The 23,668-nt window shown below is 61.2% G+C and carries 19 protein-coding genes and 4 pseudogenes; 16 read left to right on the plus strand and 7 right to left on the minus strand.

Annotated elements, in window-relative coordinates:
• The first annotated feature begins 70 nt into the window (after nt 1-70).
• The 9 genes and pseudogenes from RS887_RS19200 to RS887_RS19240 all read left to right on the plus strand — a co-directional run bounded on the left by RS887_RS19200 (nt 71) and on the right by RS887_RS19240 (nt 7,465).
• Nucleotides 71-394 carry a hypothetical protein gene (locus RS887_RS19200; protein ID WP_322616584.1) on the plus strand — a complete coding sequence of 108 codons (324 nt, stop codon included), beginning with the start codon at nt 71-73 and terminating at the stop codon, nt 392-394.
• A 211-nt stretch (nt 395-605) separates the two neighbouring features.
• Nucleotides 606-1,196: an amino acid synthesis family protein gene (locus tag RS887_RS19205; RefSeq protein ID WP_007978708.1), complete on the plus strand. Its 591-nt coding sequence runs from the start codon at nt 606-608 to the stop codon at nt 1,194-1,196.
• Nucleotides 1,197-1,239: 43 nt separating this feature from the next.
• Complete coding sequence (locus tag RS887_RS19210; RefSeq protein ID WP_322616585.1) at nt 1,240-2,073, plus strand: alpha/beta fold hydrolase; 834 nt, start codon at nt 1,240-1,242, stop codon at nt 2,071-2,073.
• Nucleotides 2,070-3,551 carry an aldehyde dehydrogenase gene (locus RS887_RS19215; RefSeq protein WP_322616586.1) on the plus strand — a complete coding sequence of 494 codons (1,482 nt, stop codon included), beginning with the start codon at nt 2,070-2,072 and terminating at the stop codon, nt 3,549-3,551. The genes RS887_RS19210 and RS887_RS19215 overlap by 4 nt, the downstream gene beginning before the upstream one ends.
• Before the next feature lie 12 nt (nt 3,552-3,563).
• The gene (locus RS887_RS19220; protein WP_008019716.1) at nt 3,564-4,049 is read left to right on the plus strand and encodes a flavin reductase family protein; all 486 of its coding nucleotides are present in this window, start codon (nt 3,564-3,566) and stop codon (nt 4,047-4,049) included.
• Between the two features lie 149 nt (nt 4,050-4,198).
• Nucleotides 4,199-5,650 (plus strand): NAD-dependent succinate-semialdehyde dehydrogenase, encoded by a 1,452-nt coding sequence (locus tag RS887_RS19225; RefSeq protein ID WP_322616587.1) that lies wholly within the window; start codon nt 4,199-4,201, stop codon nt 5,648-5,650.
• A 19-nt stretch (nt 5,651-5,669) separates the two neighbouring features.
• Complete coding sequence (locus RS887_RS19230) at nt 5,670-6,059, plus strand: carboxymuconolactone decarboxylase family protein (RefSeq protein WP_007991919.1); 390 nt, start codon at nt 5,670-5,672, stop codon at nt 6,057-6,059.
• Nucleotides 6,060-6,148: 89 nt separating this feature from the next.
• Nucleotides 6,149-6,900, plus strand: a pseudogene (locus RS887_RS19235) (GntR family transcriptional regulator).
• Nucleotide 6,901: 1 nt separating this feature from the next.
• Nucleotides 6,902-7,465, plus strand: a complete 564-nt coding sequence (locus RS887_RS19240) for an NUDIX hydrolase (RefSeq protein WP_322616588.1) — start codon at nt 6,902-6,904, stop codon at nt 7,463-7,465.
• 493 nt (nt 7,466-7,958) lie between these two features.
• Here RS887_RS19240 and RS887_RS19245 read toward each other — a convergent pair.
• From RS887_RS19245 to RS887_RS19255, 3 genes and pseudogenes are all read right to left on the minus strand, one after another.
• A pseudogene (locus RS887_RS19245) lies at nt 7,959-9,039 on the minus strand (IS110 family transposase).
• 584 nt (nt 9,040-9,623) lie between these two features.
• Nucleotides 9,624-10,736, minus strand: coding sequence for a succinylglutamate desuccinylase/aspartoacylase family protein (locus RS887_RS19250; RefSeq protein ID WP_322616589.1), 1,113 nt, complete (start codon nt 10,734-10,736; stop codon nt 9,624-9,626).
• A gap of 205 nt (nt 10,737-10,941) precedes the next feature.
• Nucleotides 10,942-11,721 carry an ABC transporter substrate-binding protein gene (locus tag RS887_RS19255; protein WP_322616590.1) on the minus strand — a complete coding sequence of 260 codons (780 nt, stop codon included), beginning with the start codon at nt 11,719-11,721 and terminating at the stop codon, nt 10,942-10,944.
• Nucleotides 11,722-12,050: 329 nt separating this feature from the next.
• Between RS887_RS19255 and RS887_RS19260 the strand changes: the two genes are divergently transcribed.
• Nucleotides 12,051-12,692, plus strand: a complete 642-nt coding sequence (locus RS887_RS19260; protein ID WP_322616591.1) for a type 1 glutamine amidotransferase — start codon at nt 12,051-12,053, stop codon at nt 12,690-12,692.
• Between the two features lie 108 nt (nt 12,693-12,800).
• On the opposite strand, the gene RS887_RS19265 is transcribed toward RS887_RS19260, so the two are convergent.
• Entirely contained in the window at nt 12,801-13,235 is a 435-nt protein-coding gene (locus RS887_RS19265; RefSeq protein WP_322616592.1) for a rhodanese-like domain-containing protein, read from the minus strand.
• A 101-nt stretch (nt 13,236-13,336) separates the two neighbouring features.
• Between RS887_RS19265 and ftrA the strand changes: the two genes are divergently transcribed.
• Complete coding sequence (gene ftrA, locus RS887_RS19270; RefSeq protein WP_322616593.1) at nt 13,337-14,311, plus strand: transcriptional regulator FtrA; 975 nt, start codon at nt 13,337-13,339, stop codon at nt 14,309-14,311.
• A gap of 108 nt (nt 14,312-14,419) precedes the next feature.
• Here ftrA and cobF read toward each other — a convergent pair whose 3' ends face one another.
• Both cobF and RS887_RS19280 read right to left on the minus strand, forming a co-directional pair.
• Nucleotides 14,420-15,175, minus strand: coding sequence for a precorrin-6A synthase (deacetylating) (gene cobF, locus RS887_RS19275; protein WP_322616594.1), 756 nt, complete (start codon nt 15,173-15,175; stop codon nt 14,420-14,422).
• Nucleotides 15,175-15,747, minus strand: coding sequence for a histidine phosphatase family protein (locus RS887_RS19280; RefSeq protein ID WP_322616595.1), 573 nt, complete (start codon nt 15,745-15,747; stop codon nt 15,175-15,177). The genes cobF and RS887_RS19280 overlap by 1 nt, the downstream gene beginning before the upstream one ends.
• Before the next feature lie 656 nt (nt 15,748-16,403).
• On the opposite strand from RS887_RS19280, the pseudogene RS887_RS19285 reads away from it, so the two are divergent.
• The 3 genes and pseudogenes from RS887_RS19285 (at nt 16,404) to RS887_RS19295 (ending at nt 19,521) form a co-directional block, all read left to right on the plus strand.
• Nucleotides 16,404-17,419: pseudogene (locus RS887_RS19285) on the plus strand (arginine N-succinyltransferase).
• Nucleotides 17,420-17,474: 55 nt separating this feature from the next.
• Nucleotides 17,475-18,509 carry an arginine N-succinyltransferase gene (astA, locus tag RS887_RS19290; protein ID WP_322616596.1) on the plus strand — a complete coding sequence of 345 codons (1,035 nt, stop codon included), beginning with the start codon at nt 17,475-17,477 and terminating at the stop codon, nt 18,507-18,509.
• Nucleotides 18,510-18,651: 142 nt separating this feature from the next.
• Nucleotides 18,652-19,521, plus strand: coding sequence for an oxaloacetate decarboxylase (locus tag RS887_RS19295; protein ID WP_322616597.1), 870 nt, complete (start codon nt 18,652-18,654; stop codon nt 19,519-19,521).
• Between the two features lie 212 nt (nt 19,522-19,733).
• On the opposite strand, the gene RS887_RS19300 is transcribed toward RS887_RS19295, so the two are convergent.
• On the minus strand, nt 19,734-20,807 hold the full coding sequence (locus tag RS887_RS19300) for a diguanylate cyclase (protein WP_322616598.1): 1,074 nt from the start codon (nt 20,805-20,807) through the stop codon (nt 19,734-19,736).
• Nucleotides 20,808-21,006: 199 nt separating this feature from the next.
• On the opposite strand from RS887_RS19300, the gene RS887_RS19305 reads away from it, so the two are divergent.
• Together RS887_RS19305 and RS887_RS19310 are read left to right on the plus strand one after the other, a co-directional pair.
• The gene (locus tag RS887_RS19305) at nt 21,007-22,461 is read left to right on the plus strand and encodes an NAD(P)/FAD-dependent oxidoreductase (RefSeq protein ID WP_322616599.1); all 1,455 of its coding nucleotides are present in this window, start codon (nt 21,007-21,009) and stop codon (nt 22,459-22,461) included.
• A 22-nt stretch (nt 22,462-22,483) separates the two neighbouring features.
• Nucleotides 22,484-23,439, plus strand: a pseudogene (locus tag RS887_RS19310) (alpha/beta fold hydrolase).
• Nucleotides 23,440-23,668: the final 229 nt, after the last annotated feature.

Raw genomic sequence — 23,668 nt, forward strand, 5'->3', positions numbered from 1 at the left:
GTTCTCTTAAAAAATCCCCGGCGTAACATCTGCTCCATACCAACCCATCAGCACCCCGGAGCACACCATCATGAAACGCCAAACCCTTCTCGGCATCGCTTTCTCGGTTTTTGCAGTTAACGCTTTCGCCGCTACCTCTGCTCAACCTGTGGTCGCTGAAGGCGGCTCGGATCGTCTGATTGAAAGCCGTGTGGCCGAGGGTGGTTCCGATCGCCTGATCGAGAATCGTGTGGCCGAAGGTGGTTCGGATCGCCTGCTGGAAAAACGTGTTGCCGAAGGCGGTTCCGACAAGCTGCTGCAAAACCGCGTCGCCGAAGGTGGTTCCGACAAACTGCTGCAAAACCGCGTCGCCGAAGGCGGTTCGGATCGTCTGATCGAAAGCCGCGCTGTCTGAATGCAGTGCTTTACCGCAAGACTCAACGAAAAACCCGGCCTCATCAGCCGGGTTTTTTTACGTCTTTCATAAGTCCCTCCCGCCACACATAGCGCTTCGCCTGCACGCTTTTCATCGCCATCCAGCCAGAAACTCCGTTCGGGGACTTGTGCTTCAGGTATTATGGTATACCATCAGACGCACAGACACCCAAACCTCTACGGAGCAGCTCATGAGTTTCGAAATCCGCAAGATCGTCAGCTATGTCGAAGAAACCTTCATTGAAGGCGGCAAAGCCACCGATAAGCCCGTGACCATGGTCGGTCTGGCCGTGGTGATGAAGAACCCCTGGCTGGGCAACGGTTTCGTCGAAGACCTGAAACCACAGATCCGCGCCAACTGCTCCGACCTCGGTGCACTGATGGTCGAGCGCCTGGTGGGCATCATCGGCGGCGCCGAGAAGATCGAGGCTTACGGCAAGGCTGCGGTAGTCGGCGCCGATGGCGAAATCGAACACGCTTCGGCGGTGATCCACACCCTGCGCTTCGGCAACCATTACCGCGAAGCGGTCAAGGCCAAGAGCTACCTGAGCTTCACCAACAAGCGCGGCGGCCCGGGCACCTCGATCCAGATCCCGATGATGCACAAGGACGACGAAGGCCTGCGCTCACACTACATCACCCTGGAAATGCAGATCGAAGACGCACCACGGGCCGACGAAATCGTCGTGGTCCTGGGTTGCGCCGACGGCGGCCGCCTGCACCCGCGCATCGGCAACCGCTACATCGACCTGGAAGAACTGGCCGCCGAAAAAGCCCAGTAAAGGCCAGCACAACGACAACAAGAAGGCATTGCAGGAGCGCTCCATGATTCGGCTCACCGCTGAACTCACCCCGGCTGGCACCAGTTACCTGGCGACCGGCCAAGGCCAGCCCGTGGTCTTGATCCACGGCGTGGGCCTGAACAAAGAAATGTGGGGCGGCCAGATCGTTGGCCTGGCCACGAAGTACCGCGTCATCGCCTACGACATGCTCGGCCATGGCGCCAGCCCGCGACCGGAAAACGGCACGCAGCTGCTCGGCTATGCCGACCAGTTGCTGGAGCTGCTCGACCACCTGCAATTGCCCAAGGCAACGGTGATCGGCTTTTCCATGGGCGGGCTGGTGGCGCGGGCCTTTGCCCTGCACTATGCGCAACGCCTGGAAGGTCTGGTGGTGCTCAACAGCGTGTTCAACCGCAGCGCCGAGCAGCGCGCCGGGGTTATCGCCCGCACCAGCCAGGCTGCCGAACACGGGCCGGACGCGAATGCCGAAGCGGCCCTGTCACGCTGGTTCAGCCGCGAATACCAGGCAGCGAACCCGGCGCAGATCGCCGCGATTCGCCAGACCCTGGCCGGCAATGACCCGCAGGGTTACCTGACCACCTATGAACTGTTCGCCACCCAGGACATGTACCGCGCCGACGACCTGGGCGGCATCAAGGTGCCGACGCTGATCGCCACCGGCGAACTGGACCCGGGCTCGACCCCGGAAATGGCCCGGCAACTGGCCGATCGCATTCCCGGTGCGACCGTTGCCGTACTTGCCGAGCAACGGCATATGATGCCCGTAGAATCGCCGCGCCTGGTCAACCAGCTGTTGCTGGAGTTTCTTCAGGCCGCGCACTCCAGACAAAACCAGATCAAGGGGATCGTTGCATGACTCTCGCACGCTTCCAGATGTGCATCGGCGGTGAATGGGTCTATGCCCTGACCGGCAAGACTTTTGAAAGCCTCAACCCGGCGCTGGCCGAGCCCTGGGCCGAACTGCCCGACGCCGGTGAAGCCGACGTCGAGCGCGCCGTGCAGGCTGCGCAAACGGCATTCGACAGCCCGGCCTGGCGCGGCTTGACGGCCACCGCTCGCGGCAAATTGCTGCGACGCCTGGGCGACCTGATCGCCGAGAACAAGGAACAACTGGCGCAGCTGGAAAGCCGCGACAACGGCAAGCTGATCCGCGAAACCCGTGGCCAGGTCGGCTATCTGCCGGAGTTCTTCCACTACACCGCAGGCCTGGCCGACAAGCTCGAAGGCGGCACCCTGCCGCTGGACAAGCCGGACCTGTTTGCCTACACCGTGCACGAAGCCATGGGTGTGGTGGCCGCGATCATTCCGTGGAACAGCCCGCTGTATCTGACCGCGATCAAACTCGCCCCGGCGCTTGCCGCAGGCAACACTATCGTGATCAAGCCCTCGGAACACGCCTCGGCGACCATTCTCGAACTGGCGCGCCTGGCGCTGGAAGCCGGGATCCCGCCGGGGGTGGTCAACGTTGTCACCGGTTATGGCCCAAGCACCGGTGCCGCCCTCACCCGCCATCCGCTGGTGCGCAAGATCGCCTTCACCGGTGGCGCGGCCACCGCCCGGCATGTGGTGCGCAGCAGTGCGGAGAACTTCGCCAAGCTGTCGCTGGAACTGGGCGGCAAATCGCCGAACATCATCTTCGCCGACGCCGACCTCGACAGCGCGATCAACGGCGCCATCGCCGGGATCTATGCCGCTTCCGGGCAGAGCTGCGTCTCCGGTTCGCGCTTGCTGGTGCAGGACGAAATCTATGACGAGTTCGTCGGTCGCCTGGTTGAACGCGCCCGGCGCATCCGCATTGGCAACCCGCAGGACGACAGCAGTGAAATGGGCCCGATGGCCACCGCACAGCAACTGGCCGTGGTCGAAGGCCTGGTGGCCGATGCCATTGCCGAAGGTGCGCGCCTGCGCCTGGGCGGCAAGCGTCCGGCCAATCTGGGCGACGGCTGGTTCTACGAACCGACGCTGTTCGAGTGCGACCGCAACTCGATGAAGATCATGCAGGAAGAAGTCTTTGGCCCAGTGGCTTCGGTCATCCGTTTCAAGGACGAAGCCGAAGCGCTGGCGATTGCCAACGACTCGCAGTTCGGCCTCGCCGCCGGCATCTGGACCCGCGACCTGGGCCGCGCCCATCGCCTGGCCCGGGACGTGCGTTCGGGGATCATCTGGGTCAACACCTACCGCGCGGTCTCGGCCATGGCGCCGATCGGCGGCTTCAAGAACAGTGGCTATGGACGCGAAAGCGGCATCGATTCGGTGCTGGCCTACACCGAGCTGAAAACGGTGTGGATCAACCTGTCCCAGGCACCGATGCCTGATCCCTTCGTGATGCGCTAGGAGTCCTGGAAAATGATCGAACCCGGCATTTACAAAGACGTGATGAGCTCGTTCCCGTCCGGGGTCACGGTGGTCACCACCCTGGACCCGGCCGGCGGCATCGTCGGCATCACCGCCAGCGCCTTCAGCGCGCTGTCGATCGACCCGGCACTGGTACTGTTCTGCCCCAACTACGGCTCCGACACCTACCCGGTGCTGCGCGACAGCAAGCAGTTCGCGATTCACCTGCTGTCCGCCGACCAGACCGCCGAAGCCTATGCCTTCGCCGGTAAAGGCAAGGACAAGGCCAAAGGCATCGAGTGGCACTTGAGCGAACGGGGCAACCCGATCCTGGCCAAGGCCACGGCGATCATCGAGTGCGAACTGTGGCGCGAATACGACGGCGGCGATCACGCGATCATCGTCGGCGCGGTGAAGAACCTGATCCTGCCCGAGCAACCGGTGACGCCGATGATCTACCACAAAGGCAAGCTGGGGCCACTGCCCGCGCTGGCCTGACGGTTGTACACAAAACCCTGTGGGAGCGGGCTTGCCCGCGAAGGCGGTGTATCAGGCACCATCAATGTTGGATGTGCCGGCCTCTTCGCGGGCAAGCCCGCTCCCACAGGTACCGCACCAGACTGATCACTCTTTTCTCAGGAGCCGGCATGAGCCCAGCAGCCTCGCAATTGTTCCGTCAGCAGGCCTACATCAATGGCCAGTGGCTGGACGCGCCGGATGGCGCCTGTCAGGACATTTTCAACCCGGCAACCGGTGAACGGATCGGCCAGGTACCGAACCTCGGCGCCGAGCATGCGCGCCTGGCCATCGACGCCGCCAACAACGCCTGGCCAGCCTGGCGCGCGCTGACCGCCAAAGAGCGCAGCAACCTGCTCAAGCGCTGGCACGCGCTGATGCTGGAAAACGCCGACGCCCTGGCCGAAATCCTCACCCTCGAACAAGGCAAGCCACTGGCCGAAGCCAAGGGCGAAATCCTCTACGCCGCGAGCTTCATCGAGTGGTTCGCCGAAGAGGCCAAGCGCATCTACGGCGACACCATTCCCAGTCACAAGGGCGATGCGCGCATCGTGGTCAGCAAGGAGCCGATCGGCGTTGTCGCGGCCATCACGCCGTGGAACTTTCCGGCGGCGATGATCACCCGCAAGGCCGGCCCGGCACTGGCGGCTGGTTGCCCGTGCATCGTCAAGCCGGCTCCGGAAACACCGTTCTCGGCACTGGCCATGGCCGCGCTGGCGGAACAGGCCGGCATTCCGGCGGGCATTTTCAACGTGATTACCGGCGATGCCGTCGCCATCGGTGGTGAGCTGACCGGCAGCAGCCTGGTACGCAAACTGTCGTTCACCGGTTCCACCGCCATCGGCAAACTGCTGATGGCCCAGTGCGCACCGACCCTGAAAAAAGTCTCGCTGGAACTGGGTGGCAACGCGCCGTTCATTGTCTTCGACGACGCCGATCTGGAACGTGCCGTCGATGGCGCGCTGATCGCCAAATTCCGCAATGCCGGACAGACCTGCGTCTGCGTCAACCGCTTCCTGGTGCAAGCCGGCATCCATGACGCTTTTGTGACGCGCCTGGCCGAGCGGGTTTCGCAGCTCAAGGTCGGCAGCGGCTTCGACGTCGGTGTCACCCAGGGGCCACTGATCAACGAGCGTGCCGTGGCCAAGGTCGAAGACCACGTGCAAGACGCGCTGGCCCAGGGTGCACAACTGCTGTGCGGTGGCGAACGCCATGCGCTGGGCAACGGTTTCTTCCAGCCGACCGTGCTGATCGACGTCAACACGCAGATGAAAGTCGCCCGCGATGAAACCTTTGGCCCACTGGCCGCCGTGTTCCGCTTCGACACCGAGGCCCAGGCCGTCGCAATGGCCAACGACACCGAGTTCGGCCTGGCTGCCTACTGCTACACCCGCGACCTGGGCCGCGCCTGGCGCATGAGCGAGGCGCTGGAGTACGGCATGGTCGGGATCAACGAAGGCCTGATTTCCACGGAAGTCGCGCCGTTTGGCGGCATCAAGTCCTCAGGGCTGGGCCGTGAAGGATCGAAGTACGGCATCGAGGATTACCTGGAACTCAAATACACCTTGATGGGCGGCCTTTGAGCCCGCGGGAGTTACGCAAATGAACAACGAAAAATACGAAAAAGGCCTGAAGATCCGCACCCAGGTGCTGGGCGAAGCCTACGTCAATCGTTCCATCGAGAACGCCGACGACTTCACCCGCCCCTTGCAGGAAATGGTCACCGAGTATTGTTGGGGTCATGTCTGGGGCCGAGAGGGTTTGTCGCTCAAGGAGCGCAGCATGATCAACCTGGCGATGATCTCGGCCCTGAACCGGCCGCACGAACTCAAGCTGCATGTGCGCGGCGCCTTGCGTAACGGCCTGAGTCGTGAGCAAATACGCGAAATATTGCTTCAGGTCGGCATTTATTGCGGTGTCCCCGCTGCCGTAGACAGTTTCCGGCTCGCCCGTGAAGCCTTCGCCGAAGCCGATGCCGAGGCCTCCAGTTAACCCTTGGCTGTTTGATCTGACCGGGCACGCAGATTCCCGTAATCGCAGTGCTCCTATTTGCATGGACAGCCACAATCAGAGCGGACCCCATGAAACGCCTGCCACTCGACGACAGCTTCAGGTCAATCGCAACCCCGTCACCCTGCGCGAAATCGTGCTGGATAAACTGCGAAGCGCCATCATGAACTTCCAGCTCCTGCCGGGAGACCGTCTGGTCGAACGCGATCTGTGCGATCGCCTGGGCGTCAGCCGTACCTCGGTGCGCGAAGCCCTGCGTCACCTTGAATCCGAAGGCCTGGTGGAATTCGCCGATGCCAAGGGCCCGCGTGTCGCGATCATTACCCTGGCCGATGCCGTGGACATCTATGAACTGCGCTGCGTACTCGAAGGGCTGATCGTGCAGTTGTTCACCCTGCGCGCCAAGGCCAAGGACATCAAGGCCCTGGAAAAAGCCCTGGAAGAAAACCGCAAGGCGCTCAAGGACGGCGAGCTGCAACAGGTCATCGACTCGGTTCAGGGCTTCTACGACGTGCTGCTCGAAGGCTCGGGCAACCATGTCGCAGCCACTCAACTGCGCCAGTTGCAGGCACGCATCAGCTACCTGCGCGCGACCTCGGTGTCCCAGGAAAACCGTCGCGGCGCCAGCAACCAGGAAATGGAGCGCATGGTCGAAGCGATCAAGAGTGGAGACCCGCTGGCCGCCCACCAGGCTTGCGTCGACCACGTGCGTGCGGCGGCGGCCGTGGCCCTGGACTACCTCAAGCGCAAGCAGGAAGAAACCGGCGCCACGCCGCAGATCACCCTGCCCATCGCCTTGAAAGAACCACGCATAGGTCGCTGAGATGTTCAGCCCGAGCTTTTGCCCCAGGTGCGGCAGCGCTGATCTCGGTCAGCAGTTGCCGCCGGGCGATACGCACGAGCGCCTGATGTGCCGCGGCTGCGGCTACATCCATTACGTCAATCCGAAAATCATTGCCGGCTGCATCATCGAGCAGGACGGCAAGTACCTCTTGTGCCAGCGCGCCATCCCGCCGCGCCCCGGCACCTGGACCCTGCCCGCGGGCTTCATGGAAAGCGGCGAGACCACCGAGCAGGCGGCCTTGCGCGAAGTCTGGGAAGAAAGCGGCGTGCGCGCGGAAATCGTCTCGCCCTACTCGATTTTCAGCGTGCCGCAGATCAGCGAGGTGTACATCATCTTCCGCGCCATCGCGCTGGAGATCACCGGCCAGTACGGCCCGGAAACCCTCGACTACAAATTCTTCGCGCCCGAGGACATTCCCTGGGACAGCATCTACTACCCGGCGATACGGCAGATCCTCGAGCGCTATATCGAGGAGCGCCAGGCTGGGGTGTATGGCATCTATATGGGCAATGACGACAGCGGGAAGATTCACTTCATTCGCTGATAATCGCGGTTTTTTCCGTGTGCATATCCGTTACTTTGGTAATGGCGGCTTATGGTTCCGCCCTGACGGCGGGTTACTTGAAAAAGCCCCAAGTAACCAAAGGCTATTGCCCCTGACGTTCGGCCTCACGAGGGGGCAAGAAGATCAAAAGCCAAAGCAAAAGCGAAGCGGCCTACTGGCCGGCCTGATCGCAATTGAACTCGTTTCCCTGGGAGCGAGCTTGCTCGCGAAAAACGTTTGAACAACGCGATCAATCAGTCAGCACGCGTTATCGTTGACGTCCATCGCGAGCAAGCTCGCTCCCACATCTATGGATCCCCCCATTTCTGCAATACTGTTTTTGATGCGTGTTTGGCTTGCTTTCATCTATCCGGCGTCTGGGTGGCGACCCTGCGCCTCGATGAGAATCGCGCCTGACGGCCCTTCATAGAAAGAAGGCTTTTTCAGCCTTGTGGGAGCCCAGGGTAGTCGTCAGGCCGGTTGGCCGTTCACGTCATCTGTTATCCAGCATCGCAAAACCAGGTGGGTGGTGCTCGGGTGGCAGCGAGGTCAAGCGTTCATCGCGCTTGACCCCGCCTTTGAATTCATCGTGGTGAGCGGCGATCGACCAGGCGATTCTTGCCAGTTTGTTGGCCAAGGCGCAGACCACACGGTTGGAATGATGGCGAGCCAGCAGTTGGCGGACCCAATCGGCCAGCGCTCCTGTCTGTCGTTCCAGCCCCATCAGATACACACGGGCGCACTGGATAAGCAGCCGTCTCTGATTCCGGTCACCGCGTTTGCTGATCCCCAAAAGTACCGTCTTGTCGCCGGTGGAGTGTTGCTTGGGCACCAACCCAATCGAGGCTGAATAGTCTCGACCGCACTTGAACTGCTGACCGTTGCCCAACTCCGCAGCCAGGACGCTGGAGGTGATCGGACCGACGCAAGGAATTGTCATCAGGCGAGAAGCCAGATCATCTTCAGCGGCCTGGCGTTCAACCTGCTTGTCCAGTGCCTTGACCTGCCCGTCCAGATAATTGAAGTGCTCACGCAGCCCCAGCAGGATTTGTTTGATCTGCGCAGAAAATGAACACGCCTCCAGCAGCGCTGGCAGTTCCTTGATGGCGTGAAAGCCTGGGGACAGGCTGATACCGACCTCTAACAGGCCGGCGTGAATCCGATTGACGCTGGCCGTACGCTCCTTGATGTAGGCGTCGCGTTGCGAATTGAGCATGGCCAGCGCTTGTTGCGCTTCGGTTTTAGGGGCACAAAACGCATGGTCGGGCGGCTCGCCGCCTCGCAAATCGCCATGGCATCGGCGAAGTCGTTCTTGTTGCTTTTCACGTAGGGACGCACGAGGTGGGGGCAATGAGTTTGGGCACATGGCCCCATTTTGCCGCTTCCCGCGCCGTGTAGTGGGCGCCACCACAGGCCTCCATCGCCACCGTGCACGGTTCAAGGTTGGCCAGGTGCCTGGCCAGACCTGCGCGATTGAATTTCTTGTGGTAGAGCTCATGACCGCGATCATCTTGCGCGTGCAGATGGAAGGTATGTTTCCCTAGATCGATAGCGACAATGGCAACGTTGTTCATGGCAATAGCCTCCGTAAGACACCCTGTGAAAGCTTAGAGAGCGATCACAGGGTGTGGGGGGGAGCCATTTCATTAGAAGAGCAGAGCAGAGCGAAGGCAGATCGGCGTACCCCCACGCTTCTCACCACTCCACAGGCCGAGCGTTAGCTCGCCTGCCGCTCTTGATCTTGATCCACCCGCCCCCTCGGAAGGCTGAGTGGAGGTGTTCATCCGGGGATGGGCGCGCAGCGCCGTTCGACGCAGTCGAACACATTGCATGTAGGTGCAGCGAAGCAAACCGGAGGGCAATGCCCCCGGATGAATGCCGGAGCGAAGGAACCCCGAGCCTTGGCGAGGGGCCGGACGTTCGGGGCGAGCGCTTTTTTGCTTACTTTTTTTGAGGCGCTTGTTAAAAAAAGTGAGTCGCCGTAAGGGCGAAACCATAAGTGGCCGTTACCGAAGAAACGGATATGCACACCGTCAACAAAAGAGAGGCCAGCTGTCAGGCCGCCTTCGCGAGCAAGCCCGCTCCCACATTTGGAATGCGCTCCTGTGGGAGCGAGCCTGCTCGCGAAGAGGTCAGAACAGACGGCAAAAATCCCTGGTCAGTCGTTGATCAACTTCCCCACCCGAATCGGCTCACGCCCGGCAACTTTCGCCTGCCAGGTGCCCGGCTGGGTATAGCGCCCACGGTCAATGGCAAACAACACACCGCTGGTACCAGCCTGCACGGTAGTGACCTTGTCATTCAACGGGTCGACCACCTCGAACAGCGCATCACCCTTTTCCACCCATTCCCCGGCTTCACGCAGGAAACTGACCACGCCGTGGTGCGGTGCGAACAGGTATTGGGTGCCTTCGAACGGCATGCCTTCACAGCATTCGGCCGGTGCCGCCGGCCAGGTGCCGGAGATGAAACCCTGCTCGGCGAGGAACCCGAGAATGGCCTCGCCATTGGCCTGGGCCTGGTCGACGCGGGTGTCTCCCATGCTGCCCAGCTCCAGCGTGGTCGCCAGGTTGGCCGGTGGAATCGCCGCCGCCGGGAACGCCCTGGCCAGACGCAACCATGGCGAAGAACAGGATTCATCGAACGAACTGCCGCCGGAGTCTTCGCACAACAACGCCACGCCGGCCTTCAAGCGTGCCGCCAGGGATTGCCATTGCGGCCAGTGCTGCGGCAAGGCGTAGATGTGAATCGCTGCATCGAAATCGCAATGCAGGTCGAGGGTGATGTCGGCGTCACAGGCATGGCGCAGCAACAGGCGGTGCATCGCTTCGAGCTGCGATGTCGCTGCCGGCAGGTCGTCGAGGACCTGGCCCATGGTCTGGCGAATCAGCGTGATGTTGGCCTGGGCATCGCTGCCGAGGCGATCACCGATCAACTCGGCCACCGGCGCACTGAGTTCGACGAACGAGCGGTTGAAGTTCTTGCCGCTGCCCAGTTCGAAACGCCCCATGTGGCTGCCTTGCAGGTGCTGGTCGAGGCCAATGGGATTGGCCACCGGCACCAGTTCGATCACACCGTTCAGTTGCCCCTGTCGTTCAAGTTCGGCCAGGCGTTTCTTCAACTCCCAGGCCGTGCGCATGCCCGGCAATTCGTCGGCGTGCAGGCTGGCCTGGATGTACACCTTGCGCGTACCCGCGCCATAACGAAACACGCTGAGGGTGCGCTCTGTGCCCAGGTGACTCCAGGGAAGTGTATGGTCGATGCGTTGCATGGGGGAACTCCTGGTGTCTGCACGGTGAAATCACCTGTGGGAGCGGGCTTGCTCGCGAAGGCGTCGGTACATTCAACATCGATGTTGCCTGACATGACGCTTTCGCGAGCAAGCCCGCTCCCACAGGTCTCTCTCAATGCTGAAAATGATTGCACAAAAAAAATGGCAACCGCGTCAACGATTGCCATTTTTTCAGCCTGCTCGCTTACTCGCCGTAAACGTCAAACTTGAAGTACTTGTCCTGCACTTGCTTGTACTTGCCGTTGGCGCGGATTTCGGTGATAGCGGTGTTGAATTTGTCCGCCAGCTCCTTGTCACCCTTGCGCACGGCAATGCCGGCGCCACCACCGAAGTATTTCGGATCGTTGTACTCAGGGCCGACGAAGGCAAAACCTTTACCGGCGTCGGTTTTCAGGAAACCGTCGTCCAGGTTGACCGAGTCGGCCAGCAGCGCGTCAATGCGGCCGGAGACCATGTCCAGGTTGGCTTCCTGTTGCGAGCCGTAACGCACCAGGTCGATGCCGGCAGGCACCAGCACTTCCGTGGCGAAGCGGTCGTGGGTACTGGCGCGCAGCACACCGACTTTCTTGCCTTTGAGCTCGGTCAGCGGGTCCTTGATGCTGGAGCCTTCCTTCATCACGAAACGTGCCGGGGTGTGGTAGTACTTGATGGTGAAATCGACGTTCTTCTTGCGGTCGTCAGTGATGGTCATGGACGACAGGATGGCGTCGATTTTCTTGACCTTCAGCGCAGGGATCAGGCCGTCGAACTCTTGCTCGACCCAGGTGCACTTCACTTTCATCTGCTCGCACTGGGCGTCGCCGATGTCCACGTCGAAACCGGTGAGTTTGCCGTCAGGGGTTTTCATCGAGAATGGCGGGTAGCCGGCTTCGATGCCGATGCGGATCGGCTTGGCGTCTTCAGCCACGGCGGTCAGGGACAACATCGACAGTGCCAGGGCACCGAACATCACTAGCTTCTTCATTTATAACTCCTGTGTGCGGAGGCTTTTATTGGCAGCTTCGATTGGCAGCGTTCGGCCATCGCTTTGTGAGCGGAAACCGAAGTGGCCGGCAGTCTAGAGCGGCCACAGGAGGGTAAATTACGCCGAGGCGACAAATATTTATAGAAAAGTGGCACCGGGATGCAGGTATTGAGGTTAAGGCTCCATGACGGTGCAACGTCTGTCAGACATATCGCGTTTTCAGACCAGACCTGGAGGTTTTCGGCCAATTCCAACGAAATCAACCGACTGGCGATGCCCGGTGTTTTACGGCACATTGGGCCCCCTTGCGTCCCATCGAGAGTAGCGCGATGCCCACGTTGAACCTGATCCAGCACCACCCCGCCGAAGGTCCGGGCGCCATCGCCTTTTGGGCCGAGTCCCGGGGGCTGACGCTGAAGGTGTTTCGCGCCGACCTCGGACAGTTGCCGCCCGTCAGCGCCGATCCCGTGATCCTGTTGGGCGGGCCTTACGAATCCAACGCCGGTCCGGTGTGGCTGGAGGCCGAACGGCAATGGCTCAGAGGCAGTCTGGATCTGGGTGGGGCCGTGTTCGCCATATGCCTGGGGGCTCAGTTGCTGGCGTTGAGTCTGGGCGGGAATGTACGGCGGATGGACCGTACCGAAACCGGATGGACCACGGTGAGCTTTATCGATGGGCAAACGCTGAAGGTACTGGAGTGGCACGAAGATGCCATCGACCTGCCGCCGACCGCGCAACTGCTGGCCAGCAGCGCGCAATGCGCACAGCAGATGTACCGCGCCGGGCCGACGCGGCTGGGGTTGCAGTTTCATCCGGAGTGGAACGCCGAGTCGGTGGCCATGCTCAATGCGCATTTTGGCGATGAGTCGCCGTTGCCCCGAGGGCCGCAGGACGGTGCTGCCTACGCCGACGTATTTACGTGGTTGCAGGCAACACTGGATGAGTGGTGGGCGGCCTCTAACGCACACTGATACAACTCTTGCTCCCGCCGGGTCGCGAAGCGGCCCCAAAAAATGCGTCTGCTTCGCAGCCGGGCGGGAGCAAGCGCCCTCGCCACAATGATCAATGGTGTTTGGGTATCAGCATTCGCAACCGATCGCGGTATTCGCCGACCGGGGCACCTCGACACTCAACTCAAACCCTTCATCCAGCCATCCGGTCACGCCGCCGATCATCTCCTTGACCGGATAACCCAGGGCCGCCAGTTTCACGGCAGCCTTATTGGCACCGTTGCAATGAGGCCCGGCGCAATAGACCACAAACAGGCTGTTTTTCGGATAACCCGCCAAGCCCTCGGCACTCAGCAAGCGCCCGGGTATGTTGATCGCTCCCGGCACATGCCCGCGTTCGAACGCCAGCGGGCCACGAACATCCACCAGAACGAAATCGACTTCACCGCCCTGCTGGCTGGCATGGACATCGGAACAATCGGTTTCGAACGTCAGACGGTTGCTGAAATGCATCAGGGCGATGGCCGATGGGGCGGCGGGAATTTCGCGAACCAGGCTGGTCATGGGCTGTACTCCAAAGTAGCGGTGGGTGTGGGAAGACTTTATCCGCCAGTCACTTGCGGCTACAGTGGCGCACAAGACACTCACCGGGAACTTTCCGCCAAATGCACCCCACACCTGGAATGGTCGCGATTCTGGCCTACGACGGCCTCTGCACATTCGAGTTCGGCATTGCCGTGGAGATCTTCGGCCTGCCACGACCTGAGTTCGATTTTCCTTGGTACGAGCATCGTATCGTCGCTGTCGATCAAGGCCCGATGCGTGCCATGGGCGGCATCCAGGTACTGGCCGATGGCGGCATGGAATTGCTCGCCGATGCCCGCACCATCATCATTCCCGGCTGGCGCGACCGCAGCACCGCGGTGCCTGCGCAACTGATCGCCGCCCTGCGCCAGGCCCATGCGCGGGGGGCGCGGTTGCTGTCGATCTGCTCCGGTGTTTTCGTCCTCGCCGCCACCGGGTTGCTCGACGGGCGCGGTGCGACCACGCACTGGCGCTATACCTCGGAACTGGCCGAGCGGTTTCCCGGCATCCTGGTGGACCCGGACGTGCTGTATGTCGATTCCGGCCAATTGATCACCTCCGCCGGCAGCGCGGCGGGCATCGATGCCTGCCTGCATCTGGTGGCACGGGATTTCGGCACCCAGGTGGCCAATGCCGTGGCCCGGCGCCTGGTCATGTCGCCGCAACGCAGCGGTGGCCAGGCGCAATTCATTCCGACGCCGGTCAGTCCCACACCGCGCAGCGATCTTTCCCGCGTCATGCAGTGGGCACGTGAGCGTTTGCACGAACCACTGGAGGTGCGCGACCTGGCCAGCGAAGCCGCGATGAGCGAACGCACGTTCCTGCGCCGCTTCACCGAAGCCAGTGGGCAGTCACCGAGAACCTGGTTGCAGCACGAACGTCTGGGCCGCGCCCGCGAACTGCTGGAAAGCAGCGACCAGAACACCGAGCAGATTGCCGAACGTTGTGGTTATCGCTCGGTGGAAAGCTTCCGGGTGGCCTTTCGCACAGTGGTTGGCGTGCCGCCATCGGTGTATCGGGAGCGGTTTGGGCGTGGGGGCAATGCTGCTTCTTGAGGTGTTCTCAAGGGCCTCTTCGCGGGCAAGCCCGCTCCCATATTTGAAATGCATTTCCCTGTGGGAGCGGGCTTGCTCGCGAAGACGTCGGTCTGGCTACCACAAACCTCAGGGTTTTCGCAGCAGATAGGTATCCATGATCCAGCCATTGGCCAGCCGCGCCGCCTTGCGCACCCGTTCGACTTCATCCGCCACATCCTTGAGCTTGCCGCTGATCAGGATTTCATCCGGCGTCCCCAGATAAGCGCCCCAGTAAATCCAGGTGTCCTGATCCACCACCTGATGGTAGGCATCCTGAGCATCGAGCATCACCACCAGGCTGTCGGCATCGCTCACCTGCCCTGCCGCCAGGCGTCGGCCTGTGGTGATTTCAACGGAGCGGCCAATCTGGTTGAGCGGCACCTTGTGCTGTGCCGCCAACGCCTGGACGCTGGTAATGCCGGGGATCACCTCGAATTCGAACGCGCTGGCACCTGAAGCCTGGATGGCCTGCAGGATACGAATGGTGCTGTCGTACAGCGCCGGGTCGCCCCACACCAGAAAACCACCACACTGGCCGTCGGACACTTCTTCATTGATCAGCCGCTCGAAGGTCTGCTGCCTGGCCAGGTTCAAGTCGTCGACACTGGTCTTGTAGTCCACCTCACCGCGCTCACGCTCAGGGCTGTGGGCTTCGACAAAACGGTAATCGTGATCGGTGATGTAGCGTTCGCAGATTTCGCGCCGCAGATCGATGAGTTTGTCCTTGCGCTGGCCCTTGTCCATGAGAAAAAAAACATCGACCCGATTCAGCGCCTTCACCGCTTGCATCGTGATGTAGTCGGGATTGCCGGCACCGATGCCGATGACCAGGAGTTTTTTCATCAAGGCAGGTCCTCGGCATCGGTGCCCGGCAAGCGCAGCCGCCAGCGGCCATGGAACCTCAACTCGAGCGCCGACAGGGGTTCGACGTCGATCAGGCTGGACGCTCCACCCTGCAACACCTGCGTCAGAGCGGCGCGGATGACAAAGGGATGAGTAATGGCAAGGATGTGCCCTGGCGTCGACTGCAATGCTGTCAACCAAGCGCCCACTCGCTCGCCCAACTGCACCAGCGACTCGCCACCGTGGGGTGCTGAAGCCGGATCCCCCAGCCAATGCTGGAGCGCCTCCGGTTCGCTCTTTTGCAGGTCGCCGATGCGCTCACCGCCCCAGCGTCCGAAATCGCAGTCCTTCAACGCATCGACAATCTGCGGCGCACTGCCGAACAGTTCAGCGGTCTGCCGGGTGCGCAATTCCGGGCCGCAGACAAGACGCGCAGCGCCCTTGAACTGATTGCAACGGGACAGCCTGAACGTGTGCCAATCCATCTCCAGAGGCTCGTCCAATGGAAAACGCGCCAATTTCTGGGCGACGGTTCGAGCGTGACAAATCAGGGTTAAACGGGTTGCCTGCACCGGCTATCACTCCAGGGAAGGAAAGGAACGACGGCGTCAGGTGAGCGCCATTGCGCAATTGTGCCGCAAGAAAGCACGCCCTGGGGGGGGTAATGCTGTTCAGTAAAGGATTCTGTAGGAGCGAGCTAGCTCGCGATGGACTCAAGAGCGCTGCGTTTAGTCAGTAAACACGCGGCATCGTTAACGACCATCGCGAGCTAGCTCGCTCCTACAGTCATTTCCTGCCAGGTTTTCTGTGATGGCTGACTGCAATAGAGGCAATCACCTACAAGACTTTACGAGATCGGCGTAGTCCCTTGGTACAGGCACTTCGCCGCTTTTTCGGGCACGGTCAGACCCTGCGAAAATTAACTAGACAGGCAGTACGTGATAATTAAATACTCCTTTCAACGGACTGTTGAAACATGAACCACACTCATCCAGCAGGAGCCCGGATGCCCATTCTCGAACCCCCGATCTACGCACCTGGCCAGGCATCGCATCCGGCCGAACCGCACGATCCTTGTTTAATGCGTTCCCTCTCAAGAAACACCTGACAAGAAAAAGAGTGGCGCCTGATAACGTTCAGACGACCACCGATTTGATGTGTGGAAAAACCGACAGTGATAGTCAGGTTCGGCTCAAACCGCCGAATCGTTTGATACAGGAGTGTCTCCATGCTGGTCTTGCGTCCAGTCGAGTTGGCCGACCTGCCCCAGTTGCAGAAGCTGGCTCGTGAAAGCCTTGTGGGCGTCACATCCCTGCCCGACGATAGCGAACGATTACGCGGAAAAATCCTTGATTCCTGTGCCTCGTTCGAGAAGGACATCGAGGGTCATGGCGCGGAAAACTATTTCTTCGTCCTCGAAGACCTGACGACGCAACACCTGGTCGGCTGCTCGGAAATCCTCGCCACGGCCGGGTACAACGAGCCGTTCTACAGCCTGCGCAACCGACACTTCACCAGTGCCTCGAGGGAGCTGAACATCGAGCACGGCGTACCGGCGTTGTCGTTGTGTCACGATCTCAGTGGCCACACCTTGCTGCGGGGCTTCCATATCGATGCCGCACGGGTACGCACCGCGCATTCCGAACTGCTGTCGCGGGCGCGCCTGTTGTTCATCGCCGCCCACCCCCGGCGTTTTTCCGAAACGGTGATCACCGAGATCGTCGGCTACAGCAGTGATGAAGGCCACTCGCCATTTTGGGATGCCGTGGGCAAGCATTTCTTCGACTTGCCCTACACCGAGGCCGAACGGCTTTGCGGCCTGCAGAGCCGCACCTTTCTCGCCGAACTGATGCCGCACTATCCGATTTTTGTGCCCATGCTGCCCCAGGCGGCACAGGACTGCATCGGCAGCATCCATCCCGATGGCCAGAGGCCTTCGATATCCTCGAGCGTGAAGGCTTCGAAACCAACAGCTACATCGATCTGTTCGATGGCGGCCCCACGCTGTTTGCGCGCACGTCGGGCATTCGTTCCATCACCCACAGCCAGCGCGGCGTCACGCTGCCTGGCCCGGTGATCGATAGCCGTGGCCGCTTTCTGGTGAGTAACGAGTCATTGAAGGATTATCGGGCCATCGTCGCCGATCTTGATTACGTCACCGGGCAACCCGTGACGCTGGACGCGGCCATGTGCAAGGCGCTGAAGGTGACCGAGGGCAGCCCCGTCAGGCTGATCGCCCTGTGAATACCCGCCAGGGTCAACGCCAATGCCCGGGCACACGCGAACAAGGAACAGCCGCATGATTGTCCGTCCGGTCCAGATTACCGACCTGCCCGCCGTGCTCAGACTGGTGCGTCAGGCGGTTCCGGGGCTTACCAGCCTGCCGGCTGACGAAGAACGCCTGGCCTATCGGATCCGCTGGGCCCAACGCACTTTCGCCGGGCAGGTCGATCGGGCCGATGCCGATTATCTGTTCGTACTCGAGGACGACGAGCAGCAAGTGGTGGGCGTCAGCGCCCTGAAGGGTGGGGTCGGCCTGCGCGAGCCCTGGTACAACTACCGGGTCGGACTGACGGTCAGTGCTTCACCGGACCTGGGTATCCAACGCCAGATCCCGACCCTGTTCCTGAACAACGAATTGACCGGGCAATCGGAAGTCTGCTCGTTGTACCTGCGCCCCGATCAGCGTCAGGGAAGCAACGGGCGTTTGCTGTCGCTCGGGCGTTTGTTGTTTGTGGCCGAATTTACCCAGCTGTTTGGCAACCGCCTCATCGCCGAATTACGTGGAAGTGCCGACGAACGAGGTGGTTCACCGTTTTGGGACAGTCTCGGCCGACACTTTTTCAAGATGGATTTCAGCCATGCCGATCACTTGTCCGGGCTGGGCAACAAATCGTTCATCGCCGAACTGATGCCGCGTCAGCCGCTTTACACCTGCCTGTTGACCGAACAGGCCCAGGCGGTGATCGGCAAGGCCCACCCGAATACCGGGCCAGCCCTGAAAATCCTCAGCGCCGAAGGGTTTGCCCACAACGGCTACATCGATATCTTCGACGGCGGACCGGTCATTGAAGCCCCGGTTTCCGGGATCCGCACCGTGCGCGACAGCCAACCGCTGTCACTGGTCATCGGCTCGCCGGACGATAAAGCGCCCATCTGGCTGATCCACAATCGCCGCCTGCAAAACTGCCGCATTACCTGTGCCCCGGCCCGACAGGTGGGCCACAGCCTGGTGGTTGATCGCCTGACCGCCAGGCGCTTGCAGCTGCAACCCGGTGACTCGGTGCGCGCCGTGCCGCTGCTTGACCAACGGCAACAGACCGTGGCGGCGTGACTTGGCAGGCCCATCGTTACGACGCCAATCTGCCCAACCCGGCAAATTCGTCATCATTCTCCCCTTGCGCGCGTGATAGCCTTTTATTTCTTCGGCGTTGACACTTTTGCTCAAGCCCTTCCATTCCATTGGTGGAACTCATATGTCCAGGCTTTCCCATCAAGATTTGCGCCGCAATTTTCGCCAACTGTTCGCCTCCAGCACCTGCTACCACACAGCCTCGGTTTTCGACCCGATGTCGGCCCGTATCGCCGCCGACCTGGGCTTCGAAGTCGGGATCCTCGGTGGTTCGGTCGCCTCGTTGCAAGTGCTGGGCGCCCCTGACTTTGCCCTGATCACCCTCAGCGAGTTCGCAGAACAGGCCACCCGTATCGGCCGCGTCGCCCAGTTGCCGGTGATTGCCGACGCCGACCATGGCTACGGCAACGCGCTCAACGTCATGCGCACCATCGTCGAACTCGAGCGTGCCGGCGTCGCGGCGCTGACCATCGAAGACACCCTGCTGCCCGCGCAGTTCGGCCGCAAATCCACCGACCTGATCACGGTCGCCGAAGGTGTCGGCAAGATCCGCGCGGCACTGGAAGCCCGCTGCGATAAGGAAATGGCGATCATCGCCCGCACCCATGCAGGGATTCTGCCGGTTCAGGAAATCATCAGCCGCACCCGGCAATACCAGCGCGCCGGGGCCGATGGCATCTGCATGGTGGGCGTAAAGGACTTCGACCATCTGGAGCAGATCGCCGAGCACCTGAGCGTGCCGCTGATGCTGGTGACCTACGGCAACCCGCTGCTACGCGATGACAAGCGCCTGGCCGAACTGGGTGTGCGCGTAACCATCGACGGCCATGGCGCGTACTTCGCCGCGATCAAGGCGACCTACGACAGCCTGCGCGAGCAACGCCAGATCCTCACCCAGACATCGGACCTGAGCGCGACCGAGCTGACGCACACCTACACGCAACCTGAGGAATACATCCGCTTCGCGGAGGAGTTCATGAGCGTGAAGGAATGACGTTTTAAACCGATACGCCGCCATCGTCGGATCGCCGCCCGGAGCCGGCTCGCTCCCACAGTGGATCGGCGGCTAGCACATCATTTGCGTCCACCAGCGATCATTTGTGGGAGCGGGCTTGCTCGCGAATGGGCCATCACAGCCAACACCCACGCCGCCTGACACGCCGCCATCGCGGGCAAGCCCGCTCCCACAGGTTTTGCCGTGGACGGTCACGCCGAGTCGAGCAGTTCGCGATGGGGTTTCCCGTCACCGCAACAGATCACCCGGTTACGCCCGGTGGTCTTGGCTTCGTATAACGCATGATCGGCGTCGTTGAGCCAAAGCGTCGCGTCGGCGTGGGCCGGGTCGAATGACGCCAGGCCAATGCTCAGGCTGACTTTCAGCGCCGGGTTCTGCTCGTACCCCAAGGTGGCAAAGCGATCCCGCAGGGCCTCCATGATGTCGGCGGCGCGGTTCAGGGGCAGGTCCGGAAGGATCACGCAGAACTCGTCACCGCCGTAGCGCCCTGCCACATCGGTCGCCCGCAGGTTCTGCCTGAGCATTTTGCTCAACTGGCGCAAGACGATATCGCCGGCAACATGGCCGCAGGTGTCATTGATTGCCTTGAAATGGTCGATGTCGATCAGGGCAATCGCCCCGCCTTTTTGCTGGCGTTTGCAACGCTGGAACTCGACTTCCAGCTGGTCCTTCCAGGCGCCATGGTTCAGCAGGCCGGTCAGGCTGTCGGTGCGGCTCAGGGCCAGCAGTTCACGCTTCTGACGGCCAAGGGTATGGGCCTGGCGGAAGCAGATCCAGCCCAGTGCCAGCGGATACAGGCACAGCAACGGCAAACAGGCATAGAGCTGCACCGGGCTGGTGGCAGGAATGAACGCCGGTGCGAAAATCTGCAGGCCGACACAGACGCCCAGCACTTGCGCGGCCGTCCCGGCCAACAGGAAGCGCATGCCGCCGATGGCCACGTTGTTCATGGCCATCATGGAAATAGTGGAGGCGCTGGGCAGTGGATTGAATTGCATCGCGGCAATCCAGAAGCCGCCGAGAAAGGCATCGATCAGCAGGTTGCGGTGTTCGACATGATAGGGCGCCCTGGCCCGACGCGTCCATTGGTATGCCAGGTGCGGCCAGACCAGGCCATTGAACCACATGAAACCCCAGGCCCAGGGCGCCGGATCGAGTGGATACATCGCCGCGCTCACGCAGACCAATCCCAGGGCCAACCCCAGGATTCGCGATGTATAGAGCCTCCTGGCCAATGAAAACCCCGTTCCTCCCGTTTTTGCCATAGGGCCTCTGTACCACTCGACGGAATGCGATAACAGCCTGTGCCTCTGCGCTGGAGTCTATCAGGGTGAGATTAAATAGCCATCACCGACTGGCGAGCTGAACATCGCCACATCACGCTCGTGTAAAAGCAAAAGCCTCGTCTCCAGAAACGGCTATACATGAAAGAAGGGGTTGATCAATGACCATAAGAGGAGGCCCATGCAGACCTTTCAAGTATTGATCATCGGCAGCGGTTTTGGTGGCCAATGTGCCGCGATCAATTTACTCAAGGCCGGCATCGACGATTTCCGCCTGCTGGAACGACGGGATTTCTTCGGTGGCACCTGGTGCCAGAACACTTACCCCGGCGCGGCGGTCGACGTGCCCTCGCCGCTGTACTCCTTGTCTTTCGCCCCCTATCGCTGGACACAAATGTTCGCCGGACAGGCCGAACTGCACCGCTACACCCGCCATGTGGTGGAACACTTCGGCCTGCGGGACAAGGTGGAACTGGACGCCAATGTCGAGCGCATCGAATGGGACGACGCCAACAGGCGCTGGACGGTATTCACCGCTGGCAAAGGCACGTTTTGCGCGCAGTTCCTGATCAACGCGACCGGGCCGCTGAGCCAACCGGTGGTGCCACACTTCGACGGGCAGGAACGCTTTCGGGGCAAGACTTTTCACACCAACAACTGGGACCACACCTACGACTACCGGCAAAAACGCGTAGCCATCGTCGGCAGCGGCGCCAGTGCGGCCCAGGTCATTCCGGCGATTGCCCCGGACGTCGGACACTTGCATGTGTTCCAGCGCACGCCTCACTGGGTGTTGCCCCGGGCCGACCGCAGCTTTGGCCGCTTGCAGCGCTGGCTGTTGGGATTCAAGCCCGCCTACAAGTTGCTGCGCTGGGGAATCTACTGGCAATTCGAAACCCGGGTGATTGCCTTCAAGTATTCGAAGCCGGCGGTGCACAGGGTCCAGCGCCAGGCCCTGGGTTTTCTCAAACGCCAGGTACCGGACGCCGAACTGCGGCGCAAACTGACGCCGGACTACACCATCGGCTGCAAACGGGTGATTCTCTCCAGCACGTTGTACCCGGCACTGGCCCGCCGTAACGTGACGCTGCACAGCCGCGAGCAAGGCATCGCGTCCATCGACGAAACCGGCATCGTTACCCTCGATGGCCAGCATATCGACCTGGACCTGATCGTCTGGTCCACCGGCTACGACGCCACCGACGGGGTGATTTCCTACCCGGTAACGGGCAAGAACGGCACACGTCTGAAAGAGGTCTGGGCGCAATACCCGCGAGCCTACCTCGGCACCGCCCTGCCCGACTTTCCCAACCTGTTTATCGTCACCGGGCCGAACACCGGCATCGGCCACACCTCGGCGCTGTTCATCATCGAATCCCAGATGAATTACATCCTCGATTGCATTCGCACCTTGAAGACTCAAGGTTTACGCAGCATCGAGGTTCGCCATGAGGCGGAACGTACCTACACTGAAATGATCCACCGGGAAATGGAACGTACCGTGTGGAAGTCCGGTGGATGCCACAGTTGGTACCAAAGCAAGAGCGGTCATGTGATTGCCATGTTTCCGGGGTTCAGCTTCAGTTTTCATCGCTTGACCCGAGCGCTGAAACCCACCGATCACATTTTGTCCTGAGCTGATAGAAGGGAGACGCATGATGCTTTTGTTGTTCGTCGTTCTCGCAGTTTTCGTCGCCTGGAGCTGGCTGACCTACCCGGCCATCGGCTACTGGCTCTATGACTTGAACATGGCGGCCGAGGCCAAGCTGTACCGGCTGCACAAAATCGTCGTGCCCATCCCCGAGATGACCGTCTCGACCTGGCAAGGCGGGCGTACGAAGCCACCAGCAATGTGCTGATGCTCCATGGCTTCAGCGCCGACAAGAACCTCTGGCTGCGTTTCGCCCGGCACTTTGTCGGCAGCCACCGGGTAATCATCCCGGACATCGCCGGCCATGGCGAAACCGGATTCAAGGCGGGTGGCGGCTACGACATCCCGCTGCAGGCCAAGCGCATGATCCAGCTGCTGGACGTGTGCGGGGTCGAGAAAGTGCATGTCATCGGCAACTCCATGGGCGGCTACATGGCCGCGTGGCTCGCGGCCAACTACCCGGAGCGCATTGTGTCCGTAGCCCTGATCGACCCGGCTGGCGTCACCTCGCCCGAGCCCAGTGACCTCGAGCGGCATTTGGCCAAGGGCCACAACCCGTTTCTGATTCATTCGCGGGAAGAGTTCCGGCGCTTCTACGCCATGACCATGGCTTCACCTCCCTGGGTACCCAAGCTCGTGCTCGATGCCGTCGCCCAGCGCTATGAACAGTCCCGCGAGGAGCTGGAAGAAATCTTCCGGGAGTTCCGCGCCAGCCCGCCGATGGAACCGCACCTTCCCAACATCAGCGCCCCGGCACTGTTGCTATGGGGGCGCAAGGACCGGCTGATCGATGTCAGCAGCGTAGCGGTCTGGAGCAAGGGCATCGCCGACTTGCGCGTGCATATCTGGGACGCCATCGGGCACATGCCCATGGTGGAAGCCCCCACCGGATCGGCGCGCCTGTATCGCGAGTTTTTGGCATCGCTGCGCTCGGAGAGCCCACAGGATCAACGACAGCACTAGGGGGCGTTCTCAATTGGTTTCCCTACCGCGCCGGGTTGTGCCTTAAAGCGGGCCATGCTGCGTTGCAGGCCTTGGAAAGGGAACAACCATTCCCGGCGGCCTACGCCTTGCCTGGCCAGCTTTAAGGCGACAACGCGGTAGGGAAACCAACTGAGAACGCCCCCTTGCAGTCCTTTGCAGAATGAAGTTCGTCAGAAACTTCGTTTGTCGGCGTCGCTGAAGGCTGCGA

The organism is Pseudomonas sp. BIC9C (assembly GCF_034541995.1).
Classification (GTDB): domain Bacteria; phylum Pseudomonadota; class Gammaproteobacteria; order Pseudomonadales; family Pseudomonadaceae; genus Aquipseudomonas; species Aquipseudomonas fluorescens_CC.

Coding starts and splice junctions, on each gene's coding strand:
- RS887_RS19200 (WP_322616584.1), top strand. CDS start 71: ATGAAACGCCAAACCCTTCTCGGCATCGCTTTCTCGGTTTTTGCAGTT.
- RS887_RS19205 (WP_007978708.1), top strand. CDS start 606: ATGAGTTTCGAAATCCGCAAGATCGTCAGCTATGTCGAAGAAACCTTC.
- RS887_RS19210 (WP_322616585.1), top strand. CDS start 1,240: ATGATTCGGCTCACCGCTGAACTCACCCCGGCTGGCACCAGTTACCTG.
- RS887_RS19215 (WP_322616586.1), top strand. CDS start 2,070: ATGACTCTCGCACGCTTCCAGATGTGCATCGGCGGTGAATGGGTCTAT.
- RS887_RS19220 (WP_008019716.1), top strand. CDS start 3,564: ATGATCGAACCCGGCATTTACAAAGACGTGATGAGCTCGTTCCCGTCC.
- RS887_RS19225 (WP_322616587.1), top strand. CDS start 4,199: ATGAGCCCAGCAGCCTCGCAATTGTTCCGTCAGCAGGCCTACATCAAT.
- RS887_RS19230 (WP_007991919.1), top strand. CDS start 5,670: ATGAACAACGAAAAATACGAAAAAGGCCTGAAGATCCGCACCCAGGTG.
- RS887_RS19240 (WP_322616588.1), top strand. CDS start 6,902: ATGTTCAGCCCGAGCTTTTGCCCCAGGTGCGGCAGCGCTGATCTCGGT.
- RS887_RS19250 (WP_322616589.1), bottom strand. CDS start 10,736: ATGCAACGCATCGACCATACACTTCCCTGGAGTCACCTGGGCACAGAG.
- RS887_RS19255 (WP_322616590.1), bottom strand. CDS start 11,721: ATGAAGAAGCTAGTGATGTTCGGTGCCCTGGCACTGTCGATGTTGTCC.
- RS887_RS19260 (WP_322616591.1), top strand. CDS start 12,051: ATGCCCACGTTGAACCTGATCCAGCACCACCCCGCCGAAGGTCCGGGC.
- RS887_RS19265 (WP_322616592.1), bottom strand. CDS start 13,235: ATGACCAGCCTGGTTCGCGAAATTCCCGCCGCCCCATCGGCCATCGCC.
- ftrA (WP_322616593.1), top strand. CDS start 13,337: ATGCACCCCACACCTGGAATGGTCGCGATTCTGGCCTACGACGGCCTC.
- cobF (WP_322616594.1), bottom strand. CDS start 15,175: ATGAAAAAACTCCTGGTCATCGGCATCGGTGCCGGCAATCCCGACTAC.
- astA (WP_322616596.1), top strand. CDS start 17,475: ATGATTGTCCGTCCGGTCCAGATTACCGACCTGCCCGCCGTGCTCAGA.
- RS887_RS19295 (WP_322616597.1), top strand. CDS start 18,652: ATGTCCAGGCTTTCCCATCAAGATTTGCGCCGCAATTTTCGCCAACTG.
- RS887_RS19300 (WP_322616598.1), bottom strand. CDS start 20,807: ATGGCAAAAACGGGAGGAACGGGGTTTTCATTGGCCAGGAGGCTCTAT.
- RS887_RS19305 (WP_322616599.1), top strand. CDS start 21,007: ATGCAGACCTTTCAAGTATTGATCATCGGCAGCGGTTTTGGTGGCCAA.